This window comes from Reyranella sp. (genome assembly GCF_030651995.1).
Classification (GTDB): Bacteria; Pseudomonadota; Alphaproteobacteria; order Reyranellales; family Reyranellaceae; genus Reyranella.
Window position 1 is genome coordinate 17,821 of sequence record NZ_JAUSBN010000026.1, and the last position, 22,530, is coordinate 40,350.

The 22,530-nt window shown below is 67.7% G+C and carries 20 protein-coding genes; 7 read left to right on the forward strand and 13 right to left on the reverse strand.

Annotated features, from left to right (window positions below):
- Position 1 precedes the first annotated feature (1 nt).
- Positions 2–2,038 (forward strand): penicillin-binding protein 1C, encoded by a 2,037-nt coding sequence (gene pbpC / locus Q7V45_RS07175; RefSeq protein ID WP_304849256.1) that lies wholly within the window; start codon positions 2–4, stop codon positions 2,036–2,038.
- Positions 2,039–2,296: 258 nt separating this feature from the next.
- On the opposite strand, the gene Q7V45_RS07180 is transcribed toward pbpC, so the two are convergent.
- The 3 genes from Q7V45_RS07180 to Q7V45_RS07190 form a co-directional block, all read right to left on the reverse strand.
- A complete protein-coding gene (locus tag Q7V45_RS07180) occupies positions 2,297–3,202 on the reverse strand; it encodes a hydroxymethylglutaryl-CoA lyase (protein WP_304849259.1) in 906 nt (301 codons plus the stop codon).
- Between the two features lie 67 nt (positions 3,203–3,269).
- Positions 3,270–4,274: a cupin domain-containing protein gene (locus Q7V45_RS07185; RefSeq protein ID WP_304849262.1), complete on the reverse strand. Its 1,005-nt coding sequence runs from the start codon at positions 4,272–4,274 to the stop codon at positions 3,270–3,272.
- Between the two features lie 73 nt (positions 4,275–4,347).
- Positions 4,348–5,658, reverse strand: coding sequence for an aspartate aminotransferase family protein (locus Q7V45_RS07190; RefSeq protein ID WP_304849265.1), 1,311 nt, complete (start codon positions 5,656–5,658; stop codon positions 4,348–4,350).
- 154 nt (positions 5,659–5,812) lie between these two features.
- On the opposite strand from Q7V45_RS07190, the gene Q7V45_RS07195 reads away from it, so the two are divergent.
- The 4 genes from Q7V45_RS07195 (at position 5,813) to Q7V45_RS07210 (ending at position 9,827) form a co-directional block, all read left to right on the forward strand.
- On the forward strand, positions 5,813–6,571 hold the full coding sequence (locus Q7V45_RS07195; protein WP_304849268.1) for a GntR family transcriptional regulator: 759 nt from the start codon (positions 5,813–5,815) through the stop codon (positions 6,569–6,571).
- 16 nt (positions 6,572–6,587) lie between these two features.
- Positions 6,588–7,517: an aminotransferase class IV gene (locus Q7V45_RS07200; protein WP_304849270.1), complete on the forward strand. Its 930-nt coding sequence runs from the start codon at positions 6,588–6,590 to the stop codon at positions 7,515–7,517.
- 141 nt (positions 7,518–7,658) lie between these two features.
- A complete protein-coding gene (locus Q7V45_RS07205; RefSeq protein ID WP_304849272.1) occupies positions 7,659–8,534 on the forward strand; it encodes a DUF2189 domain-containing protein in 876 nt (291 codons plus the stop codon).
- A gap of 18 nt (positions 8,535–8,552) precedes the next feature.
- A complete protein-coding gene (locus Q7V45_RS07210; protein WP_304849275.1) occupies positions 8,553–9,827 on the forward strand; it encodes a solute carrier family 23 protein in 1,275 nt (424 codons plus the stop codon).
- A 160-nt stretch (positions 9,828–9,987) separates the two neighbouring features.
- On the opposite strand, the gene Q7V45_RS07215 is transcribed toward Q7V45_RS07210, so the two are convergent.
- The 9 genes from Q7V45_RS07215 to dapA all read right to left on the reverse strand — a co-directional run bounded on the left by Q7V45_RS07215 (position 9,988) and on the right by dapA (position 19,211).
- Complete coding sequence (locus Q7V45_RS07215) at positions 9,988–10,347, reverse strand: lipocalin-like domain-containing protein (RefSeq protein WP_304849278.1); 360 nt, start codon at positions 10,345–10,347, stop codon at positions 9,988–9,990.
- Positions 10,344–12,350, reverse strand: a complete 2,007-nt coding sequence (locus Q7V45_RS07220) for an acetyl/propionyl/methylcrotonyl-CoA carboxylase subunit alpha (RefSeq protein ID WP_304849281.1) — start codon at positions 12,348–12,350, stop codon at positions 10,344–10,346. The genes Q7V45_RS07215 and Q7V45_RS07220 overlap by 4 nt, the downstream gene beginning before the upstream one ends.
- A complete protein-coding gene (locus Q7V45_RS07225; protein WP_304849284.1) occupies positions 12,350–13,132 on the reverse strand; it encodes an enoyl-CoA hydratase/isomerase family protein in 783 nt (260 codons plus the stop codon). Before Q7V45_RS07225 ends, Q7V45_RS07220 begins: the two co-directional genes overlap by 1 nt.
- 7 nt (positions 13,133–13,139) lie before the next feature.
- Positions 13,140–14,747 (reverse strand): carboxyl transferase domain-containing protein, encoded by a 1,608-nt coding sequence (locus Q7V45_RS07230; protein WP_370692561.1) that lies wholly within the window; start codon positions 14,745–14,747, stop codon positions 13,140–13,142.
- Positions 14,748–14,793: 46 nt separating this feature from the next.
- Entirely contained in the window at positions 14,794–15,876 is a 1,083-nt protein-coding gene (locus tag Q7V45_RS07235; protein ID WP_304849287.1) for a TRAP transporter substrate-binding protein, read from the reverse strand.
- A 109-nt stretch (positions 15,877–15,985) separates the two neighbouring features.
- A complete protein-coding gene (locus Q7V45_RS07240) occupies positions 15,986–17,122 on the reverse strand; it encodes an acyl-CoA dehydrogenase family protein (protein WP_304849290.1) in 1,137 nt (378 codons plus the stop codon).
- 2 nt (positions 17,123–17,124) lie between these two features.
- Positions 17,125–17,796, reverse strand: coding sequence for an SDR family oxidoreductase (locus Q7V45_RS07245; protein WP_304849293.1), 672 nt, complete (start codon positions 17,794–17,796; stop codon positions 17,125–17,127).
- A gap of 31 nt (positions 17,797–17,827) precedes the next feature.
- Positions 17,828–18,301, reverse strand: a complete 474-nt coding sequence (gene smpB, locus Q7V45_RS07250; protein ID WP_304849296.1) for an SsrA-binding protein SmpB — start codon at positions 18,299–18,301, stop codon at positions 17,828–17,830.
- Between the two features lie 31 nt (positions 18,302–18,332).
- Positions 18,333–19,211 carry a 4-hydroxy-tetrahydrodipicolinate synthase gene (dapA, locus tag Q7V45_RS07255; RefSeq protein ID WP_304849299.1) on the reverse strand — a complete coding sequence of 293 codons (879 nt, stop codon included), beginning with the start codon at positions 19,209–19,211 and terminating at the stop codon, positions 18,333–18,335.
- Between the two features lie 111 nt (positions 19,212–19,322).
- Here dapA and Q7V45_RS07260 point away from each other — a divergent pair, with 111 nt between their 5' ends.
- Both Q7V45_RS07260 and trxC read left to right on the forward strand, forming a co-directional pair.
- Positions 19,323–21,416 carry a lytic transglycosylase domain-containing protein gene (locus Q7V45_RS07260; RefSeq protein ID WP_304849302.1) on the forward strand — a complete coding sequence of 698 codons (2,094 nt, stop codon included), beginning with the start codon at positions 19,323–19,325 and terminating at the stop codon, positions 21,414–21,416.
- Between the two features lie 78 nt (positions 21,417–21,494).
- Positions 21,495–21,941 (forward strand): thioredoxin TrxC, encoded by a 447-nt coding sequence (trxC, locus tag Q7V45_RS07265; RefSeq protein ID WP_304849305.1) that lies wholly within the window; start codon positions 21,495–21,497, stop codon positions 21,939–21,941.
- A gap of 2 nt (positions 21,942–21,943) precedes the next feature.
- On the opposite strand, the gene Q7V45_RS07270 is transcribed toward trxC, so the two are convergent.
- Entirely contained in the window at positions 21,944–22,528 is a 585-nt protein-coding gene (locus Q7V45_RS07270) for a hypothetical protein (RefSeq protein WP_304849308.1), read from the reverse strand.
- Positions 22,529–22,530 lie beyond the last annotated feature (2 nt).

A 22,530-nucleotide genomic window follows, 5' to 3' on the forward strand; every position in this document is an offset into this window, starting at 1 on the left:
CATGCGCCTCAGGCCTCTGCTGGCCGGTCTCGCCGTCGCCGCCACGACCCTGGTGGCGACGGCGCTGACGCTCGACCGAGTCTTTCCGCCCGACCTGTCGCGCTATCACGACCGGTCGACCGAGGTGGTCGACGCCAACGGCCGGCTGTTGCGCGCCTTCACGACGGCCGACGGCAAGTGGCGTCTCAAGACGTCGGTCGACGACGTCGATCCGCTCTATCTCGGCCTGCTCAAGGCCTACGAGGATCGCCGGTTCGACTCTCACTGGGGTGTCGATCCGCTGGCGGCGCTACGCGCGGCCGGCCAGCTCGCCGAGCGCGGGCGCATCGTCTCGGGCGCCTCGACGCTGTCGATGCAGGCCGCCCGCCTGCTCGATCCCCGGCCGCGCAACTTCACGACCAAGGCCCTCCAGTCGGCCCGCGCGCTCCAGCTCGAGTGGCGTTACTCGAAGCGCGAGGTGCTGGCGATCTATCTGACGCTCGCTCCGATGGGCGGCAACCTCGAAGGCGTGCGCGCCGCCTCGCTTGCCTATTTCGGCAAGGAGCCACGCCAGCTCAGCGCCGCCGAGGCCGCGCTGCTGGTCGCCATCCCGCAATCGCCCGAACGGCGCCGCCCCGACCGCGCCTCTGCCGTGGCGCAGGCGGCGCGCGACCGGGTGCTGGCGCGCGGGGTCGAGCATGGCGTGATCGATGCGCCTCTCCTCGAGATGGCGCGCAGCCGTCCCGCCCCCGATCGCCGGCTCGCCCTGCCGATGCAGGCGCCGCATCTCGCGGCCTGGTTGGCCGGCCAGTCGCCCGGCACCACCGTGCCGACCACGGTGCGCTACGAATTACAGCAGACGCTGGCCCAGCTGGTGCACGAGGAGCGACGCCAACAGGGCGATGGCGCCGAGATCGCCATGGTCGTTCTCGACAACCGCACGGGCGGCGTCGTGGCCTGGCTGGGCGGCGACAATTTCTTCGGCCGCACCGGTCAGGTGGATCTCGTGCGCGCCCGCCGCTCGCCGGGCTCGGCGCTGAAGCCGCTGATCTACGCCATGGCCTTCGACGACCGCACCCTGCATCCCGAGACCCTGGTCGAGGATGTGCCGGTGCGCTTCCGCGACTGGCTCCCGCGCAACTTCGATCGCGACCACCAGGGGGCGGTGACGGTGCGCCGCGCCCTCCAGCAATCCCTGAACGTGCCGGCCGTGCTGGCGCTGGAGAAGGTCGGCCCGCAGCGCTTCCTGTCGACCCTGCGCACCGCGGGTGTGTCGCCCGGCCTGCCGCCGGGCGACAACGGCAATTCGCTGGGGGTGGCACTCGGAAGCGCCACGGTCTCGCCGCTCGAGATGGCGGGCCTCTATGCCGGCCTGGCCAATGGCGGCAGCTTCGCGCCGCCCCAGGTCCGGCGCGATCGGCCGAAGCCCCAGCCGCTCCGCCTCATCGGACCGACCGCCACCTGGTACGTCTCGGACGTGCTGGCCGAGGCGCCGCTTCCCGAGGGCTTCGCCTCGCTGCCCGTGGCACTTCGCGAGCGCCGCATCGCCTTCAAGACCGGCACGTCAGCGGGCTTTCGCGACGCCTGGGCGGCCGGCTACAGCACCAACTGGACGGTCGTGGTGTGGGTCGGCCATGCCGACGGCACGCCGCGCCCCGGCCAGCTCGGCCGGCTCTCAGCGCTGCCCATCCTCTTCAAGGCGTACGGCCGGCTCCCGGCTGAGGACAATCGCACGCTCCGGCCGCCCGCCGACGTCCTCAAGGTCGCGTCGCATCGCGAGCTGCCGCCGCGCATGCGCACGCTCGCGCCCTACAGCGAGACGAGCGGCGGCCCGCGCATCGCCTATCCGCCGGCCGACGCCCGCATCGAGCTGGCCGCGCGCGAGGCCGTCCCCTTGAACGCCATGGGCGGCCAGGGTCGCCTGCGCTGGCTGGTCGACGGCCGCCCCCTGGAGGGCTCGCAGTGGGTCCCCGACGGGGCAGGCACCGCCCGCCTCGCCGTGGTCGACGAAGCGGGTCGTTCCACCTCGGTCACCGTCCGGATCGTAGAGCGGCGATAGCGGTCGTCAGACCACAAAGGCCAGCGCCACCCGCTCCCCGCCTTCGGCGCTCCTGGCAGGCTGTTGAAACAGGTTTTCACAAGTACCGGCGAGCAACATTGACCCGCCAACGGTCACCACGGCACATGATTCCGGAGCCGCCCGTTTCCCAATCATTTATTTCGTCTATTTCGTTTGTTTCGTTTATTCGGCGAGACTCCGACTTTTCAACGGCCTGTTGGAGCCATCAAATGGCCAGAATTGCGCATTGGAGACGCTCTAAGCCGCCTTCGCCTTGAGCGCCTGGGCCACCTTGGAAGCGGGCTCGCGGCCCAGCGCCGTGCAGATCGCGCGGCCGGCCGCGGCCACCGCGTCGAGGTCGACGCCATGCTCGATGCCGAGGCCGTTCATCAGGTAGATCACGTCCTCAGTGCCGACATTGCCCGACGCGCCCTTGGCGTAGGGACAGCCGCCGAGGCCCGCGACGGCGGTGTCGAAAACGGCGATGCCGCGTTCCATGACCGCCAGGATATTGGCCAGCGACTGGCCGTAGGTGTCGTGAAAGTGGGCGGCGATCTTCTCGCGCGGCATCTTCTCGGCGACGGCATCGATCATGGCGACGCAGTCGCCGGGCGTGCCGACGCCGATCGTGTCGCCGAGCGAGACCTCGTAGCAGCCCATCCGGAACAGCCGCTCCGACACCTCGGCGACCTTGGCGGGCGAGACCTTGCCGTCATAGGGGCAGGCGATCACGGTCGAGACGTAGCCCCGCACCTTCATGCCATGCTTCTGCGCGGCTTCCATCACCGGCGCGAACCGTTCGAAGCTCTCGTCGATCGAGCAGTTGGTGTTCTTGCGGCAGAAGGCCTCCGAGGCCGCGGTGAAGATCGCGATCTCCCCGACCCCGGCCTCGACCGCGCCGTTCATGCCCTGCTTGTTGGGCACCAGGACGGGATAGCTCACGCCCTCCTTGCGCTTGATGCGCGCCATCACCTGGTCGGTGTTGGCCATCTGCGGCACCCACTTGGGCGACACGAAGCTGCCGGCCTCGACGGCCGAGTGGCCGGCGGCCGACAGCGCGTCGATCAGCGCCACCTTGGCCTCGACCGATACCGGCTTCGCCTCGTTCTGCAGCCCGTCGCGCGGCCCCACTTCGACGAGCCGCACGCGCTTGGGATGATTCATCGTTGCCTCCCGATCCTGGCGCCACATACTGCACCAGCGGGAAGGCCGCCAGACAGGATTTTCGCCCCTACGGCGTCTGCGAAATATGCGCGGTGCGATCGTGCCCGGGATGGCTGAACATGATCTCCAGCGTCCTCAGATAGGTGTGCAGCCCGGCATCCTGGATCGGCAGGACATGGGCGTCCTCCCCCGATTCGTTGTGGTGCGAATGCCAGTAGCCGGGCGGCGTGATGAAGCTGGCGCCCGGCGCCCAGTCCTCGCGCCGGCCGTTCTTGATCATCCCGGATTCGTCGAGTTCCGTGCCGATCATCGTGTAGCAGCCGGGCTTGCAGTCGATGACGAAATCCACCGCTACCGATTCGTGGCGGTGCGGGTACTGGACTGCATCCTTCGGCAGGAGGCCGAACATCGTCCACATCGTGTGGGTGATGGTGCGGGTGCTGGGGAAATTCCGGTTGGCGAGAAGGACGCTGACGCGATTGGCGTTCGCGGTCCTGGGATCGGTGGCGATCTCCGTGAGCTTCTGCTGCGCCTTGGTGTGCTGATAGAATGTCGGCTTGAAGCGCGCGACCGTCGGCGCCGCGCCGAGATAGCGCAGCAGCGGCGCGTCGTGCACCCAGTAGAGCCCCGCCTCGCCGTCCGAATGATGAAGGGCTTGGCCGTGCGCCGGCAGCACCATGTAATCGCCCTGCGACCAGTGGATGGTCTCACCGCACGCGTCGGTCCGCCCCTTCCCCCGGAACACGAAGAAGACCTGGCTGGTCGCCTCGGCAGAGGTCATGACCGAGCCGCGGACGATACGGATGAAGTTGGCGCAGAGCGCCGGGCTCGTCGCGGGACCGACGATCCCCAGCTCTTCGCTGACATCGAGTGGCTGCACGCGCGTCGGTCCCTCATCGAAGAAGGCCGGCGAGAAGGTCCGGTAGGGCACCGGCGGAATGATGCCCTGCTGGATCGGGTTTGCAGCCGAGCTGTAGTCGAAGTACTGCGCGTCGCTCGTCAGCAGATCGCCGTTGGGGAAACTCTCGATACCCGCCACATAAACCTCCTCGTCTTGGATCACGTAGGACACGGCCCGCTCAACAGGGACAGTTTGTAGCCTCGCCGGATTTCAAGTCCACGACGGAAATCGGATCTCCGACATCCTAGGCCCGGGCCACCTTGGCCATGGCCCGATCGGCAGCGGCGAGCGTTTCCTCGATGACCGGCTTGTCGTGGGCCGTGGAGAGAAACCACTTTCCGGCCTGCTGGGCCCGGACACCCTCTTCCTGCAGGGCCGCATGGAAGGCCAGCATGGCATCGCGATCGCAGGCCGCCGACTCGCGATAGTTCCGCGGCGCCGGACCGGAGGTGAAGAAGGTCTGGAAGATCGCCGGCATGCCCTGCACCAGGATCGGCAGCCTGTGCTTCCTGGCCAGTGAAGCGATGCCCTGCATGAGCTCCGTGCCGCGCGCTTCGAGATCGCGATAGACCGCGCCGCCATCAGCTTCGAGCACATCCAGGGCCGCCAGCGCCGCCGCCATGCTCTGGACGTTTCCATTGTAGGTGCCGCCATGCATCACGCCCTTGTCGAGCAAGGTATCCATGATGTCGCGCCGGCCGGCGACCATGGCCAGCGGAAACCCCGCCGCCACGGCCTTGGCATAGATGCTGAGATCGGCGGTGACGCCGAACTTGCCCTGGGCGCCGCGCAGGCCGACCCGGAAGCCGGTGATGACCTCGTCGCAGATGAACAGGGCACCGTGTTTGTCGCACAGGGCGCGGACGCCCTCGAGATAGCCCGGCGCGGGCGAGACCGCGCCGCCATTCACCATGACCGGTTCCATGATCACGCCGGCGATCTCGCCGCGATGGCGCTCCAGCGCCTGCTCCAGCAGGTCGAGATCGTTCCAGGTGCAGACCGCGACGTCGCCCAGCACGCTGGACGGCATACCGGGAGAGCCCGCCACCGGAACCGGCGAGTCCGCAGGCCCCGCCTCGTTCAGCGGCGGCCGGGCGCTGATATAGGCCTGGTCGCTCCAGCCGTGATAGTGACCTTCGAACTTCAGGATCTTCTCGCGGCCGGTGAAGGCGCGCGCCAGTCGGAAGGCCATCAGCACGGCTTCCGTCCCAGAGGTCGCGAAGCGCACGACTTCGGCGCCCGGCAGCAGGCCGCACAGCCGTTCGGCCAGTTCGGTCTCACGCGGATTCTGTGCGGCGAAGAGCTGACCCTCGCCCAGCGATGCCGCCACGGCCTCGATCACCGTCTTCGGTGCATGCCCCAGAATGGCCGGGCCGTTGCCCAGCACGTAATCGATGTGCACATTACCATCGACATCGTGGAGCCGTGCCCCCTCGCCCCGGGCGAAGAACAGGGGCACCGGCACGCTGGCGTAGCGCACGTTGCTGCTGACGCCGCCAGCCAAGTGCTTTCGGGCTTTTTCATAGAGTGCGATCGATTTCGCGTAGGAGCGCATGTCCCTCACCCCGCAAGAAACCATGCCCACGAAACAGCGTGCGGCAAAAAGTAATGTGATCACAAACCGTAAAGAGCCTAGCCGCGGCCCTCACCTCCAGCAATGCATTTTTGTGATCACAAATCCCACGAGCCTGGGCTAAGCTTCGCGACCGATGCCCCGTACCGCGACCACTCTGGACGCCGCCGACACCTCGCTCCGCCAACAGGTGTACGCCTCGCTGCGCGAGGCGCTGACGTCGGGACGCTTCGCGCCGGGCCAGAAGGTCACCTTCCGCTACGTCGCGGGCGTCCTCGGTGTCAGCCTGACGCCGGTGCGCGAGGCGATGCGCCGCCTGGTCGCCGAAGGCGCCTTCGAAATGAACCCCAACCGGTCGGTCCGCGTCCCGTTGATGACCCGCGACAAGGTCCTCGAGCTGCGCGACATCCGCATGGAACTGGAAGGTCTCGCGGCTGCCAAGGCGGCCCTCGCGGCGACCCGCAGCCAGATCGCTGGGATCCGCCACGCCGCCCGGGAGATCATCGTCGCGCGCAACCGCGGCGACGGCGCCACCGACCGGCAGAAGGTGCGGGAGTTCCATTTCGCCGTCTATGCGGCTGCGGGTCAGCCGACCCTGTTGCGCCTGATCGAGGGTCTCTGGCTGCAGACCGGCCCCTACATGAACCTCCTCTATCCCGACTTCATCTCCTCGTCCCGCGGTCCGGCCGGGCGGCAACGTCTCATCGAGGCGCTGCAGGCCGGCGATGCGGCGACCGCCCGCCGGGAGATGGAGAACGACATCCGCCGCGCTCTTTCCTATGTCGCCGGCCTCGCCGACGAGAATGGCAACATCGCGCCGGCCATCCCGGTGACCGCCGGGAAGCGACGCCGTCCATCGGCCAGCGCCGCCGTCTTCGAACTTCAAGTCAACTGATCAGGAGGACACATCAATGGCCCAGCAGCTCAGCAATCAACGCATCGCCTGGTTCAACGGCAAGTTCGTGCCGGAGAACGAAGTCATGATCCCGTTCCGTGACCGCAGCTGGAAGTACGGCGACGGCGCCTTCGACATGACCCGCACCTTCAACGGCGTACCGTTCCGTCTGAAGGAGCATATCGACCGCTTCTACCGCTCGCTGCGCTACCTGCAGATCGACCCGGGCCTGTCGCCCAAGGAGATGGTCGCGCACAGCGAGGAGGTCGTTGCCCGCAACGAGCATCTGCGGGCCGAAGTCGGCGACTGGTGGCTGGGCCAGCGGGTCAGCCGCGGCGTCGACGCGGTGGGCGACGAGGGCTGGGACCATACCGGCCCCAACGTCGTGATCGAGATGCTGCCGCTGCCGCTCGCCAAGCGCGGCAAGCTCTATCGGGAGGGTGCCGAGGCGATGACCACGACGGCGCGCCGCATCGCGCCCTCGATGCTCTCGCCGCGCGCCAAGACCCACAACTATCTCAACATGATCATGGCCGAGAAGCCCATCAAGGCGCTCAATCCCGACGCCTGGCCGATCCTGCTCGACGAGAACGGCAACCTCGCCGAGGGCCTGGGCAGCAACATCTTCATCGTGCGCGAGGGCGCCCTGTTCACGCCGTCGGAGCGCTATGTGCTGCCGGGGGTCAGCCGCCAGATGACCATGGACATGGCCAAGCAGCTCGGTATCGAGTGCACGCCGGGCGACGTCGACCTGTTCGATGCCGCCAATGCCGAGGAGATGTTCCTGACCTCGACCAGCCTCTGCATCCTGCCAGTCCGCAGCTTCAACGGCGCGCCGGTCGGCGACGGCAAGGCGCCGGGCCCGATCACGAAGAAGCTGATCGACGCGTACTCCAAGAGCGTCGGCTGCGATTTCGTGGCCCAGTACCTCAAGTTCTCGCAGTAGCAAACGGCGCCCGTCGCCGTACACGGAGAGGGGGAGACTTCTCCCTCTGCCGGGCGTAGACTCTTGCCTTGTGGTGGATCGCGCTCTGTCGTGATCACGACGGACCGCGACCTTCGGACTTTCGTTCGCAAGGAGGCAGTCATGGCCATGCAACCCCACGTGCGTAATCCCCTCGAATGGGGATGGGACCATCTCAAGCAGACCAGCCAGGCCGTCGGGTCGACGGCCGACTCGATGGACGGGGCCTGGGAGGACCGCGCGACCGCGCCGCCCACGGTCCGTCGCATCACCGCCGCCGATGTCGGCGACGCGCTCGCCAGGGGAGTCCGTGATTTCGGCGCCGCCCGTACCGACGTCGTGATGCTCTGCCTGCTCTATCCCCTCGCAGGCCTCGCGATCTCCCGCATGGCCTTCGACTACGGGATGCTGGCGCTGGTCTTCCCGATGATCGCCGGCTTTGCGCTGATCGCGCCGATGTTCGGGCTCGGCCTCTACGAGATCAGCCGTCGGCGAGAGCGCGGCCTCGAAACACGCTGGACGGATGCTTTTGCCGTCGCGCGCTCGCCCAATATCGGCTCGATCATCGTCATGGGCCTGCTGCTGCTGGCGATCTTCTGCCTGTGGCTGTTTGCGGCGAACCTGCTCTACACCGTCACCCTCGGGCCAGACGCGCCCGTATCGGCCCAGGCCTTCGTGCGCGATGCGCTGAACACGCCTCAGGGCCTGACGATGACCCTCGTCGGCATCGGCGTGGGCTTCCTGTTCGCGCTGGTCGTCCTGGTGATCGGCGTCGTGTCGCTGCCGATGCTTCTCGACCGCACTGTCGGCGTCGGCACCGCCATCGCGACTTCGGTCCGCGCCGTGCGGATGAATCCGGGCCCCATGGCGATGTGGGGCTTTATCGTGGCGGCGAGCCTCTTCGTGGGAGCGCTTCCCCTCCTGATCGGGCTCGCCATCGTGCTGCCGGTACTGGGCCACGCGACGTGGCACCTCTATAGAAAGGTCGTCGCGACCTAAGAAGACAAGAGGGGGAGAATGCTCGACTGGACGGTGAAACAGCCGGCCGACGGCATGGTCGTCGCGCCGGACGAGCGGTTGCCGTGGCCGCAAACCGTGGCGCTGGGCATCCAGCATGTGGTGGCGATGTTCGGCGCCACCGTGCTGGGGCCCCTGCTGATGGGCTTCGATCCCAACGTCGCCATCCTGATGAGCGGTGTCGGCACGCTGATCTTCTTCGTGGCCGTGGGCGGCAGGGTCCCGAGCTATGTCGGGTCGTCCTTCGCCTTCATCTCCGTGGTCGTGGCGGCCACCGGCTACGCCGGTCAGGGCGCCAACGCCAACATCGCGCTGGCGCTGGGCGGCATCGTGATCTGCGGCGCCCTCTATGCGCTGATCGGCCTGGTCGTGATGGCGAGCGGAACCGGCTGGATCGAGCGGCTGATGCCGCCGGTGGTGACCGGCGCCGTGGTCGCGGTGATCGGCCTCAACCTCGCGGCCGTGCCCATCAAGAACATGGCGACGACCTCCTTTGACGCCTGGATGCAGGCCGTGACCTTCGTGAGCATCGCGCTGGTCGCGGTCTTCACACGTGGCATGACGCGGCGCCTGCTGGTGCTGGTCGGCCTCGTCGTCGCCACCCTTCTCTATGCGCTCCTGACCAACGGGCTCGGCTGGGGCAAGCCGGTGAGCAGCGCGCTGCTCGAGCAAGCCGCCTGGTTCGGGATGCCCGCCTTTACCGCGCCCATCTTCGACACGAGGGCGATCGTGTTGATCGCGCCCGTCGCCCTGATCCTGGTCGCCGAGAATCTCGGCCATCTGCGCGCCGTCAGCGCCATGACGGGCCGCAATATGGACCCTTACGTCGGCCGCGCCTTCCTGGGCGACGGCGTCGCGACCATGGTGGCGGGCGGCGTCGGCGGCACTGGCGTCACCACCTATGCCGAGAATATCGGCGTGATGGCCGCGACGCGCATCTACTCGACCGCCCTGTTCGTCGTCGCCGGCCTGTTCGCCATCCTGTTGGGCTTCTCGCCCAAGTTCGGCGCGCTGATCCACACCATCCCGCTGCCGGTGATGGGCGGTGTCAGCATCGTCGTGTTCGGTCTGATCGCCGTGGCCGGCGCCAAGATCTGGGTCGACAACAAGGTCGACTTCACCCAGAGCCGCAACCTCATGGTGGCCGGCATCACCCTCGTGCTGGGCACCGGCGACTTCACCCTGAAGTTCGGCGAGTTCGCCCTGGGCGGCATTGGAACGGCGACCTTCGGGGCGATCCTGCTGAACGCCGTGCTGGGCGCCGCGCGACGCTAAACAACAGCCCGTCGTCTCGACCGGAGCCGAGCGCAGCTCGGCGTAGTGGAGAGACCTATTTTCGTCCGTTGGATGTCTATTGGTGGAAAAGAGGTCTCTCCGCTACGCGCTGCGCGCTCCGGTCGAGACGACGGGCTTATTGTTGGGTCTGCCTTGTCGTCTAAATCCGCCGCCAGACGATCTGCTGGGTGCGAGCGGTGCCGGCGGCAAAATCCGGACCGGACAACGTAAGGCGGTCGCCGTCGAGCTTGATGTGCCGGGTCGAGCGAAGACCGACCAGCGCCTGGTTGGTCGAGACTTCGATATTGTGGAAGACCGCGCCGTCCGCAATTTCGTAGCGGCCGGCATAGGCAAAGCACTCGCTGCCATTGGCGCGCATGATGGTGGCGCTGACATGGCCCTGCGGCGTGTAGAGGATGTAGCCCCGGGCGTCGGCGCCCATCGGGAACTCGGGCGACCGGCCATCCTCGTAAAGGTACGACCAGCTCTCGAGGCGCCAGGCGCCGAGCAGGACGCTCATTCGAACTCGACCAGTTCGGCGCCCTCCGGCACCTGCTCGCCCACGGCGTAACGCAGGCTCTTCACCGTGCCGTCGGCCGGCGCGGCCAGCGTATGCTCCATCTTCATGGCTTCGAGGACCAGCAGCGCCTGGCCCTTGCTCACCGTGTCGCCGGCCTTGACCCTGAGGTCGATGATCTTGCCGGGCAGTGGCGCACGGACCATGGCATCGGCCGAGGCCGTCGCCTCGTACTGCGTGACGTCGAGCGGATCGACCAGCCGCAGACGGCTACTGCCCCCGTCCATGAACAGCGTGTAGTCGATGCCGCCGTCGAGGGCGGTGCGCCGCACGACCGTGGCCAGGAACGAGTCCTCGCCCAATCCGATCGAAAGGGTTCCGTCCTCGCGCCGCTCCACCCGCGCCTCGCGCGCGCCCTCGGGCAGTTCCAGCCGCACGCCGCCGCTGCGCAGGCGCCGCGCGACCACGGCGACCTCGCGCTCGCCGTCCTTCCAGCGCACTTCCTCGTGGCCTTCGTCGAGCAGGCGGAAGCCGTTCTGCTGGTTCCACGGCGACCACGGATCGCCCGCCGCCGGCTGGGCCGCGTCCTGCCATTCGAGCAGGCGGGCCAGGGTGGCCACGGCGAAGGCACGGTCACCGGCCGGCGCCGGCTTGGCAAACAGGGTCGCCCGATGGCGCTCGATGAAGCCGGTATCGACCTCGCCGCCCACGAAGGCAGGATGCGAGCAGAGTGCCTTGAGCAGCACCGAGTTGGTCGTGACGCCCACCACCTCGGTCTCGCCCATCAGGGCCGCCATGCGCCGCAGGGCCGACGTGCGATCGCGGTCATGCACGATCACCTTGGCGATCATGGGATCGTAGAACGGCGTCACCGTATCGCCCTGGCGCACGCCGGTATCGACGCGGACATGCGCGCCCTCTTCCGGCAGCTTCAGGTGCATCAGCGTACCCGTCGAGGGCAGGAAGTTCCGCGCCGGATCCTCGGCATAGAGGCGAACCTCGACGGCATGCCCGTCGATGCGCAGTTCGTCCTGCGTCAGCGGCATCTTTCCGCCCGCCGCGACCACGAGCTGCCATTCGACCAGATCCTGGCCGGTAATGGCCTCGGTCACCGGATGCTCGACCTGCAGGCGGGTGTTCATCTCCATGAAGAAGAAGGTGCCGTCCTGGTCGGCGATGAACTCGACCGTGCCGGCGCCCTGGTAGCCAATGGCCCGCGCCGCCGCGACGGCCGCCTCGCCCATCTGCTTGCGCCGCGCCGGGTCCATGTTCGGCGCCGGCGCCTCCTCGATCACCTTCTGGTGGCGACGCTGGATCGAGCAGTCGCGCTCGAACAGGTAGAGGCAGTCGCCCTGCCCGTCGGCGAAGACCTGGATCTCGATGTGACGCGGCCGCGTCAGGTACTTCTCGACCAGCACATGGTCGTCGGCGAAGGAGGCCTTGGCCTCGCGCTTGGCCCCGGCCAGCGCGTCGGCGAATTTCTCGGCGCTCTCGACCACGCGCATGCCCTTGCCGCCGCCGCCGGCCGAGGCCTTGATCAGCACCGGGAAGCCGATCTTCGCGGCCTCACTGGCCAACAGCTCCGGCGACTGGTCGTCGCCGTGATAGCCCGGCACCAGCGGCACCCTGGCCTTCTCCATGATCTTCTTGGCTTCGCTCTTCGAGCCCATGGCCCGGATCGAGGCCGCCGGGGGTCCGATGAACACGATGCCCGCCGCGGCGCAGGCGTCCGCGAAGCCGGCATTCTCCGACAGGAACCCGTACCCCGGATGCACCGCCTGCGCGCCCGTCCGCTTGGCCGCGTCGATGATCCGGGCCGCCACGAGATAGCTCTCGCGCGCCGCCGAGGGGCCGATATGGACGGCCTCGTCGGCCATCGCGACGTGGCGCGCGTTGCGGTCGGCGTCGGAATAGACCGCCACCGTCTTGATGCCGAGCCGCTTCGCCGTCTTGATGACCCGGCAGGCAATCTCGCCGCGATTGGCGATCAGGATCTTGGAGAACATCAGACGGCCCACTTCGGTTTGCGCTTGTTCAGGAAGGCGCTCATGCCCTCGATCGCGTCTTCGGTCGTGCACTGGACGGCGACGTGTTCGCCGATCAGGTCGGCGACCGCGAGATCGTGCGGCATGGAGTCGATCTCGGTGACCAGCTTCTTGATCAATGTCTGGACGGAGGGCGCGCCGCGGCGCAGTTCCTCGGCGAGGGCCGTGACCGTGGCGTCGAGCGCATCTTCCTCGACCACCTGGTCAACCAGGCCGATGCGCAGCGCCGTCGCCGAATCGAACATGCCGCCGTGCATCAGCAGCTGCCGCGCCATGCGCGGCCCGACCGCCTGGATCAGCACCGGGATGGCGATGCCCGCGAGCAGCCCGTTGCGGGCCGAGGTGAGGCCGAAGCGCGCCGAGGAGACGGTGACTGCGAAGTCGCAGGCCAGCATCAGCCCGACGCCGCCACCCACCGCCGCGCCCTGCACGCGCGCGATCGAAGGCTTGGGGAAGTCGTAGACCGCCTGGATCGCGGCCATCAGGGAATCGGCGCCGACCTTGCGGGTGATAGCGTCGAGCTCGGGCCAGCTCAGCACCCAGTTGAAGTCGCCGCCGGCGCAGAAGACCGGCCCTCCGCTCGCCACCACGAGGGTGCGCACGGCCTCGTCGGCGGCGAAGGCTTCCACGGCATCGATGATGGCGCGCGCCGTGTCGCCGTCGAAGGAATTCATCGCCTTGGGCCGGTTGAGCGTGAGCGTGGCCACGCCGCCCTCGACCTTCGTCAGGATCGTGTCGGTCATGTCCGGATCACATCCGGAAGACGCCGAACTTGGTCGGACCGATCGGCTGGTTCATCGAGGCGGAAAGCGCAAGGCCCAGGGTCATGCGCGTATCGACCGGGTCGAGGATGCCGTCGTCCCACAGCCGCGCCGTCGCATAATAGGGATGGCCTTCGCGTTCATAGGCCTCGCGGATCGGCTGCTTGAACTTCTCCTCCTCGTCCTTGGGCCAGGTGCCGCCCTTGGCCTCGATATTGTCGCGCCGCACGGTGGCCAGCACACTGGCCGCCTGCTCGCCGCCCATCACCGAGATTCGCGCCGACGGCCACATCCACAGGAAGCGCGGGCTGTAGGCGCGGCCGCACATGCCGTAATTGCCGGCGCCGTAGCTGCCGCCGACGATCACGGTGAACTTCGGCACGTTCACGGTCGAGACCGCGGTCACCATCTTGGCGCCGTCGCGCGCGATGCCGCCCGCTTCGTATTTCCGGCCGACCATGAAGCCGGTGATGTTCTGCAGGAACAGCAGCGGGATGCCGCGCTGGCCACACAGTTCGATGAAGTGCGCCGCCTTCAGCGCCGATTCGTTGAACAGGATGCCGTTGTTGGCGACGATGCCGATCGGGTAACCCCAGATGCGCGCGAAGCCGGTGACGATGGTCGTGCCGTAGAGGTGCTTGAACTCGTCGAGCTCGCTCCCGTCGACCAGACGCGCGATGATCTCGCGGATGTCGTAGGGCGTGCGGGTGTCCATCGGCACCACGCCGTACAGTTCCTCGGCGGCGTAGTTCGGATCGCGCGGCGGCAGCAGCGACGCCGACGGAGATTTCTTCCAGTTGAGGTTGGCCACGATGCGCCGCGCGATGCCCAGCGCATGGCTGTCGTTCTGCGCATAGTGGTCGGCGACGCCCGAGGTGCGGGCATGGACGTCGGCGCCGCCCAGATCCTCGGCGCTCACCACCTCGCCGATCGCGGCCTTCACCAGCGGCGGGCCGGCGAGGAAGATCGTTCCTTGCTTGCGGACGATCACCGTCTCGTCGCTCATCGCCGGCACGTAGGCGCCGCCCGCCGTGCACGAGCCCATCACCACCGCGACCTGCGGGATGCCCTGCGCCGACATGTTGGCCTGGTTGTAGAAGATGCGGCCGAAATGGTGCTTGTCGGGGAACACCTCGGGCCATTGCGGCAGGTTGGCGCCGCCGGAATCCACGAGGTAGACGCAGGGAAGCCGGTTCTCCATCGCCACTTCCTGGGCACGGAGATGCTTCTTCACCGTCATCGGATAATAGGTGCCGCCCTTAACGGTGGCGTCGTTGCAGACGATCACGCATTCGACGCCGCTGACGCGGCCGATGCCGGTGATCACGCCGGAGCCCGGCGCCTCGTTGTCGTACATGTCGAGCGCGGCCAGCGGCGACAGTTCGAGGAAGGGCGAACCCGGATCGAGCAGCGCCCGCACCCGCTCGCGCGGCAGCAGTTTGCCTCGGGAGACGTGGCGCTTGCGCGAGTCCTCTCCGCCGCCCAGGCGGACCGTGTCGGTGCGGCGGCGCAAATCCTCGACCTGCGCCCGCATGGCTTCGGCGTTGCGCTTGAAGGTGTCGGAGCGGGTGTCGATCTGGGAGGAAAGTACGGTCATGTCAGGGCGAAACTGCCCGGACCGGGGACCGCGTGCAAGCCGCCGGTTACGGCAGGCGGGAAAGGGCGCGCCAATGCGCTCCCTGCGCGATGAAGGCTTTCTGATTGGCCAGCGCAGCCGCGAAGTCGGCATCCCGCTCGGCCAGATCCTTGACCACGATCTCGCTGTTCTTGCGAAAGGCGGCCAGAACGTCGGACGACCATTCGCGGATCTCGACGCCCGACGCCTTCAGCTTCTCCAGCGCCATGCCCTGGACATTGGGCGAGCGGCTGAGCATCCAGGCGATATTCGCCTGGCAGGCGGTCTGGATCTGCGCCCGCAGCGAGGCCGGCAGGGCCGCCCACTTGTCCTTGCGCATCAGGAAGTCGAGCACGGCCGATGGCTGCTGCCAGCCCGGCAGATAGTAGGGAAGCCCGAGTTTATCGAAGCCCAGGGCCGCATCCATGGCCGGCGTCGACATCTCGCCGCCATCCAGGTTGCCCTGCTGCAGCTTGTAGAAGAACTCGCCCGGCGGCAGCGGCACGACGACAGCGCCAAGGCGGGAGATCACCTCCGCCGCCAGCTTGCCGTAGCGCAGCCGCAACCCCTTGAAGTCCGCCACCGAGTTGACCTCGCCGCGGAACCAGCCGCCCCCCTTGGGACCCTGGATGCCACAGGGGATGCCGGTCACGCCCAGTTTGTCGTAAGCGTCGCGATGGATGCGGGAACCGTCACCCTCCAGCATCCACGAGGCCATCTCCTCCGGCCCCAGCCCGAAGGGTACCGTGGCGAAGATGTTGAAAACCGGCGTCTTGCTGGCGGCATAGCCAGACCAGGTGAACGCGGCCTCGAGGTCGCCGGCGATGATGGCGTCCAGCATTTCGGCTGTCGGCGCCACGCGGCCCGGCTCCAGGATCTTGATGGCGACGGCACCGGCCGACATGTGCTTCACGGACCGGGTGAAGACGCGCACGCCTTCGCCAGACCCCGGCAGGACCGGACTGAAGGCCGTCTGCATCTGGATGACCCGAGTGGCGGACGGCGCCGCCACGTTCTTGGGTGCCGCCCTGGTATCCTGGGCAGCAGCCGTTCCGGCCACCGACAGCAGCGCTGCGGCGAGTGCAATCAGCTTCATAAAGTCACGGCGCACGACCGACCATCCGTCGCCCGGCTCCCCCAAGCTCCCCGGACCGCTTTTGCGGCCTTCACACTGCATGATGTTCGCACGCGGCGGAACCGGGAACAAGCGAAAGGCGGGCCTACAAGGCTGCCAGCCCACGGCCGATCAGGATACGCTGCACGTCGCTGGTGCCCTCGTAGATCTGGCAGACGCGGACGTCCCGCCAGATCTTCTCCACCAGATAGTCGGAAACGTACCCGTAACCGCCATGGATCTGAATTGCGGCCGAGCAGACTTCCTCGGCCATTTCGGAGGCATATAGCTTCGCCATTGCGGCCTCGGTGAGGCATGGGCGACCAGCGTCGCGCAAGGTTGCCGCATGCAGCACCATCTGCCGGGCGACCGTCACCTTGGTCGCCATGTCGGCGAGGCGGAACAGCACCGCCTGATGGTTCGCGATCTTGGTGCCGAACGCCTCCCGCTCCTGGGCGTAGCTGCGCGCCGCCTCGAAGGCGGCCCGCGCCATGCCCACCGACTGGGCGGCAATGCCGATTCGCCCGACCGACAGGTTGGCCAGCGCCACGCGGTAGCCCTCGCCCTCGGCTCCGAGCATGGCGTCGGCGCCGACGGTGCAGTCCTCGAAGGCGATCTGGCAGGTATCGGACGATTTCTGGCCGAGCTTCTTCTCGACCGAGGCGACCCGGTAACCCGGCGTGTCGGTCGGCACGATGAAGCAGGAGATTCCGCGTTTGGGCGACGAAGGATCCGTGACCGCGAAGACCAGCGCCATGTCGGCGCTGCGGCCCGAGGTGATGAACTGCTTCACGCCGTTCAGCACCCAGCCGTTGCCGCGCCGTTCGGCCCGCGTCTTGAGGTTGGAGGCGTCGGAGCCGGCGTGCGGCTCGGTGAGGCAGAAAGCGCCCAGGATCTCGCCGCGGGCGAGCGGCTTCAGCCACTTCTCCTTCTGCTCGTCCGACCCATAGGCCAGCAGCGCGGCGCAGTCGGGCGAATTGTTGACGCTCATCACCGTCGACAGGCCGCCGTCGGCCGCCGCGATCTCCTCCAGCGCCAGAACGTAGGACACCATGTCGGCGCCGGCGCCGCCCCATTCGGGAGGAACCGTCATGCCCATGAAGCCGAGACGTCCCATCTCGGTCAGCAGCGATCGGGGAATCTCGCCGGCGGCTTCCCAGGCCCGTACATGCGGCAACACCTGCTCCTGCGCGAAGGCGCGGGCGGTGTCGCGGATGAGCGTCTGTTCCTCGCTGAGCAGCATGGCTACCAGGGCAGCTCGGTGCCGTCGTAGTTCAGAAAGCGGCCATTGTCGGCGGGCTTCAGCCCGTCGATCACCTTCACCATCGAAGGCACGCTCTGCGCGATGGTGAGCGTCGCCGCCTTGCCGCCCATGTCGGTCTGCACCCAACCGGGATGCAGCACGACGCAGATCAGGCCCTTGGCGGCCGTGTCCTTCGACAGGCTCTGCCATTCCATATTGAGCGCCGTCTTGCTGGCGCGATAGGCGTAACGTGCGCCGTCATTGTGCGTGATGCTGCCCAGGCGGCTGGAGATCGCGATCAGCTTGCGATCCTTCGAGGCCGCCACCTGCTCGACGAAGGCCTCGGCCATCATCAGCGGCGCGAGCGCATTCACTTCGAACGTGTTGCGCCAGACCTTGGGATCGATGCGGCCGAGGTCTCCCGCCTCGCTGCCCGAGACACCGGCGTTGCAGACCAGCACGTCGATCGCCTCGCCCTTCAGCTCCGACGCCAGCGCCTTGACGGCCCCGTAGTCGGTGACTTCGAGCTTGTGGAGATGGATGTTGCCCGTCACCTCCTTCAACGACTCGGGCGAGCGGGCGCAGGCGTGAACCTTCCAGCCCCGGGCGGCGTACTGCTTCACGAATTCGAGGCCGAGGCCGCGCGCGGCGCCGGTGATCAGGACGGTGCTCATCGGGTACTCCTTCGAGACATGCGGCGGTGCCTCAACGACGGGAAGACATCATGCGAGAGCGCTGGCGCTGCCAGTCGCGATCCTTGATCGACTGGCGCTTGTCGTGGGCCTGCTTGCCGGTGGCCAGCGCGATCTCGATCTTGGCGCGACCGCGCGGATTGAAATAGACCTGCAGCGGCACGACCGTGCGGCCCTCGCGCTGGATGGCGCCGATCAGCTTGTTGATCTGGCCGCGATGCAGCAGCAGCTTGCGCGCCCGGCGCGGCTCGTGGTTGTTGCGATTTCCCGACGCGTAGATCGGGATGTTGGCATTGACCAGCCAGGCCTCGCCGCCCTCTTCCGTCACGTAGGATTCGGCGATCGTGCTGCGCCCGCCGCGCAGCGACTTGACCTCGGTGCCGGTCAGCGCAAGCCCGGCCTCGAAGGTCTCCTCGATGAAGTAATTGTGCCGCGCCTTGCGGTTCTGGGCCACAACGGTGCGGTCCAGTTCCGGTTTATTGGCCACAGGACACTCGTGAGTTGGAAGAACCCGGTTTCTAGTTGATCAGGCCGGCGTGGACCATCGCCTCGTGCACGGCCTTCCTGCTGCTCTCGGCGATCGGCACCATCGGCAGGCGCATCTCGGCGCTGCACTGGCCGATCAGCTCGGCGGCGTACTTCACCGGGCCGGGGCTGGTCTCGCAGAACATCGCCTTGTGCAGGGGCATCAACCGGTCCTGCAGCTCGAACGCCTTGTCGAGGTCGCGCTTCTTCCACGCATCGTGCATGTCGCCGCACAGGCGGGGCGCCACGTTGGCGGTCACCGAGATGCAGCCGTCGCCGCCCTGCGCCAGGAAGCCGAGCGCGCTGGCATCCTCGCCCGAGAGCTGGACGAAGCCCTTCTTCGCCTTGAGGCGGGTCAGGGTCGGGCGCGCCATGTCGTAGCTCGCATCCTTGATGCCGACGATGTTCCTGACCTGGGACAGCCGGATCACCGTCTCGACCTGCATGTCGCCGCCGGTGCGCGGCGGCACGTTGTAGAGCAGGATGGGGATGTCGACGGCTTCGGCCACCGCCTTGAAATGCTGGAACAGGCCTTCCTGGGTCGGCTTGTTGTAGTAGGGCACGACCAGCATGGCGGCGTCGGCGCCGGCCTTCTTGGCGTGCTGCGTCAGTTCGATCGCCTCGGCGGTCGAATTGGAGCCGGTACCGGCGATCACCGGCACACCCGAGCCCTTGGCCGCGCTGATGCAGATGTCGATGACCCGCTTGTGCTCTTCCATCGAGAGAGTGGGCGATTCGCCGGTGGTGCCGCACGGGACCAGCCCGTCGGTGCCTTCCTTGATCTGCCAGGCCACGAACTTCTCGAATCCCTTCTCGTCCACCGATCCGTTCTTGAACGGCGTAATCAGCGCAACGAGCGATCCGGTGAACATGGCTTTCCTCCGATTTTCCCTTAAGGACCCACTCTAGGCTCCGGGGTTTGCCCCTGCAAGGCGAGCAACTTGCCATTGTGATGCCGCAAGTCCCTGCCTACGATTCCTGGCGTGAAACACAGAAAATCCCCCCTCATCTTGCTGGCCGCCCTGCTGGCGGCGGCCCCTGCCCTGGCCCAGTCGGCCGCGCCGACCGCCGGCGTGCGGCGCCTGCCCGGCGACGTCGAGAAGCCGAGCCCTCCCCCCTCTTCGACGCCGCCCTCCGCCTCGTCCATGCAGGGAAGTACACCGTCACCGGCGTCGTCTCCGTCCCCGCAGGCCGTGGCCGCCAGTCCGCTCACTGCCGCCGAGATTGCGGCCTTCACGGCCGCCCTCAAGGCGATCGACGACAGTCGCTGGGCGGACGCTCGAGCGGCCGTCGCCAACTTCCGCAACACGCTGCTCGACCGCTACGTCGCCTGGAGCATCCTGCGGGCCGCGCCCAGGACCGAGGCGAGCTTCGCCGCGACCTGGCGCTTCCTGCGCGAGCAGCCCGACTGGCCCGAGCCCGAGGTGCTGCGCCGCCAGGCCGAGGACCGTATCGGCCCCGAGACGCCGGCCGCCGAAGCCGTCCGCTACTTCACGGCCTTTCCCCCCCTCACCAGCACCGGCCACATGCGCCGGCTCGAGGCCGCCAGCTCGGCGGCGCCCAACGACGTCGCCCGCTTCGCCCGCGACACCTGGCAGAACGCCACGCTGCGCAATTCCGACGAGAACGACTTCCTCAATCGCTACGCCCAGCTCCTGACCGGCCCCGACCAGGTCGCCCGCTTCGACCGCATCCTGCGCGAAGGCCGCCATCAGGTGGCGCGCGATCTCGTGCCGAAGCTGCCGCCCGACTACCAGCCCGTCGCCAATGCCCGCCTCGCCATGGCGACCCGCGCGGCCGACGCGGCCACGCTCCTGCGCGCCCTTCCGCCGGCGCGGCTCAACGATCCCACGCTGCGCTTCGAGCGCATGCAGTGGATCCGCCGGACCGGCACGCTCGACGAGGCGAAGGCGGCGCTGGCCGGCCCGATTCCCAACCAGAACGATGCCTGGTGGAACGAGCGCAATCTGGTGGTGCGGGCGCTGCTGGATGCCGATCGTCCGGCCGACGCCTACGCCGTCGCGACCGGGCACGGACTCACCAAGGGCGTTTCCTTTGCCGAGGGGGAGTTCCTCGCCGGGTGGATCGCGCTGCGCCAGTTGAAAAAGCCGGCCGCCGCGCTGAAGCATTTCTCAACACTGTACGACGGCGTCTCGACCGACATCTCGAAGAGCCGCGGCGCCTATTGGTTGGCCCGCACCTACGAGGCCGCCAAGCAGACCAAGGACGCCAGTGACTGGTATGCGCGCGCCGCCGGCTACGGCCAGACCTTCTATGGCCAGCTCGCGGCCAGGAAGCTTCAGGGCGTGAGCCCGAAGTTCCCGGTCGATCCGGTGCCCACCGCCGCCGACAAGCAGGCGCTGGCCGGCCGCGAACTCGCGGCGATGGCGCGGTATCTCGGCCAGGTCGAGGAATATGACCGGGCCCGCCCGTTCCTGTTGCGCCTCGCGCGCTCGGTCACGTCGCCGGGAGAGGTGGCGCTGCTGGCGCAACTCTCCCTCGACCTGAAGCGTCCCGATGTCGGCCTCACGGTGGCGCGCCGCGGGGCGGAGAATGGCGTGGTGCTGTTCGACGCGGCCTTCCCCATCGTCGATCTCGGCGCCACCGGCTCGATCGAGCGCGCCCTGGCGCTGGCGCTCGCCAAGCAGGAGAGCTCGTTCAACGCCGGCGCGGTCTCGACCTCCAATGCACTCGGCCTGATGCAGCTCCTGCCGACGACGGCGCGCGACGTGGCGGGGCGGTTGAAAGTACCCTTCATCGAGAGCAAGCTGACCCGCGATCCCGCCTACAACGTCCAGCTCGGCAGCCAGTATCTCGCCGAGATGCTGCAGCGTTTTGGCGGCTCCTACGAGCTGGCGTTGGCGGCCTACAATGCCGGACCCAATCGCGTCGCACGATGGATCGAGGCGGGCGGCGACCCGCGCACCGCGAAGATCGACATGGTCGACTGGATCGAGATGATGCCTTTCCGCGAGACGCGCAACTACGTCCAGCGCATCATGGAAGCCGTCACCGTCTACCGCAGCCGCCTCGCCGGCCCGTTCCAGACCGTGCCGCCCGCCGTGGGCCGGTCGTAGCGCGGCACGGCGTTGATCCGCATCAAGGCCGCGCAACCCGTGCGGCCACATCGTGGATGAAATGCTCCGAGGTATGCCATGACCGATGCCCTGATCCTCGCCTGTCCCCGCTGCAGCACCCTGAACCGCTTTCCGCGGGAGAGACTGGCCGCTGGCAACAAGGGCAAGTGCGGCCAGTGCGGCTCACCGCTGTTCGACGGCCATCCCGTCGCCCTCGATGCCAGCAGCTTCGAAGCCCATGCCGCCAAGAGCGACCTGCCGGTGCTGGTCGACTTCTGGGCACCCTGGTGCGGGCCCTGCAAGGCCATGGCGCCGCAGTTCGAGCGCGCGGCGGCCCGATTGGAACCGGCCGTGCGGCTGGCCAAGATCAACACCGACGAGGAGCAGGAACTCGCGCAGCGGTTCGGAATCCAGGGGATTCCGACGATGATCCTGTTCCATCACGGCAAACCGATCGCCCGCCAGTCCGGCGCCATGGACGCGGGCGCCATCGAGCGCTGGACGCGGGACGCGCTGGCGCGGTGAAGTCAGTCATCGACTGACGGCAGGTCGAGGGCCGAGCGTATCCGTCCCCTGCCGCGCTCGTAGAGCATCGTGTCCGCGACCGACTCGACGATATCGGCGTAGGGCCTGAAGCCGTCGACGACTTTGTTGAACGGGATCGTCCCGCAGCCGGGAACGTGACAGTCGAGCTTGCCTTTCGGGCATTGGTTGTAGTGGCAAAGCCGCCCGAGGTAGCGATCGCTGTCCGGCTCGAACAGGAACACGTCGACCTGATGAGCGGTTACGCTCGTCTCCATGCCCGCCTTGAACGCATCGTTCAATGCCATTGCCAGCAACCGGCGCATCGCTCCGAGGCTTTCCTGGGAGTCGAGCCACACAGCCAGATCGAGGTCCGCGCACTCGTGCCAAACCTCGATGCGCGCGCGGCGGAACGCCGAAAAGCGCGGCACCTCCTTCCACAGCTTCTGGGCAACGGAGCCGATGACCGCCACGGCGCGAACTTCCGGGAAGGCCATGAGGGCATCCGTCACCACGTTCGCGGCCATGCGGAACTGGCGCTGCTGACTCAGGAGGAGCCGATTCTGCTCCTCTATCTCGGACCTCCGCATCG

Bases quoted from the DNA above. Each gene is read 5' to 3' on its own strand.
- Q7V45_RS07240 (WP_304849290.1), bottom strand. From the start codon at position 17,122: ATGCTGCTCAGCGAGGAACAGACGCTCATCCGCGACACCGCCCGCGCC.
- Q7V45_RS07190 (WP_304849265.1), bottom strand. From the start codon at position 5,658: ATGCGCTCCTACGCGAAATCGATCGCACTCTATGAAAAAGCCCGAAAG.
- Q7V45_RS07230 (WP_370692561.1), bottom strand. From the start codon at position 14,747: ATGACCGTACTTTCCTCCCAGATCGACACCCGCTCCGACACCTTCAAG.
- pbpC (WP_304849256.1), top strand. From the start codon at position 2: ATGCGCCTCAGGCCTCTGCTGGCCGGTCTCGCCGTCGCCGCCACGACC.
- Q7V45_RS07215 (WP_304849278.1), bottom strand. From the start codon at position 10,347: ATGAGCGTCCTGCTCGGCGCCTGGCGCCTCGAGAGCTGGTCGTACCTT.
- Q7V45_RS07195 (WP_304849268.1), top strand. From the start codon at position 5,813: ATGCCCCGTACCGCGACCACTCTGGACGCCGCCGACACCTCGCTCCGC.
- Q7V45_RS07205 (WP_304849272.1), top strand. From the start codon at position 7,659: ATGGCCATGCAACCCCACGTGCGTAATCCCCTCGAATGGGGATGGGAC.
- Q7V45_RS07200 (WP_304849270.1), top strand. From the start codon at position 6,588: ATGGCCCAGCAGCTCAGCAATCAACGCATCGCCTGGTTCAACGGCAAG.
- Q7V45_RS07180 (WP_304849259.1), bottom strand. From the start codon at position 3,202: ATGAATCATCCCAAGCGCGTGCGGCTCGTCGAAGTGGGGCCGCGCGAC.
- Q7V45_RS07220 (WP_304849281.1), bottom strand. From the start codon at position 12,350: ATGTTCTCCAAGATCCTGATCGCCAATCGCGGCGAGATTGCCTGCCGG.
- trxC (WP_304849305.1), top strand. From the start codon at position 21,495: ATGACCGATGCCCTGATCCTCGCCTGTCCCCGCTGCAGCACCCTGAAC.
- Q7V45_RS07270 (WP_304849308.1), bottom strand. From the start codon at position 22,528: ATGCGGAGGTCCGAGATAGAGGAGCAGAATCGGCTCCTCCTGAGTCAG.
- Q7V45_RS07225 (WP_304849284.1), bottom strand. From the start codon at position 13,132: ATGACCGACACGATCCTGACGAAGGTCGAGGGCGGCGTGGCCACGCTC.
- Q7V45_RS07245 (WP_304849293.1), bottom strand. From the start codon at position 17,796: ATGAGCACCGTCCTGATCACCGGCGCCGCGCGCGGCCTCGGCCTCGAA.
- Q7V45_RS07210 (WP_304849275.1), top strand. From the start codon at position 8,553: ATGCTCGACTGGACGGTGAAACAGCCGGCCGACGGCATGGTCGTCGCG.
- dapA (WP_304849299.1), bottom strand. From the start codon at position 19,211: ATGTTCACCGGATCGCTCGTTGCGCTGATTACGCCGTTCAAGAACGGA.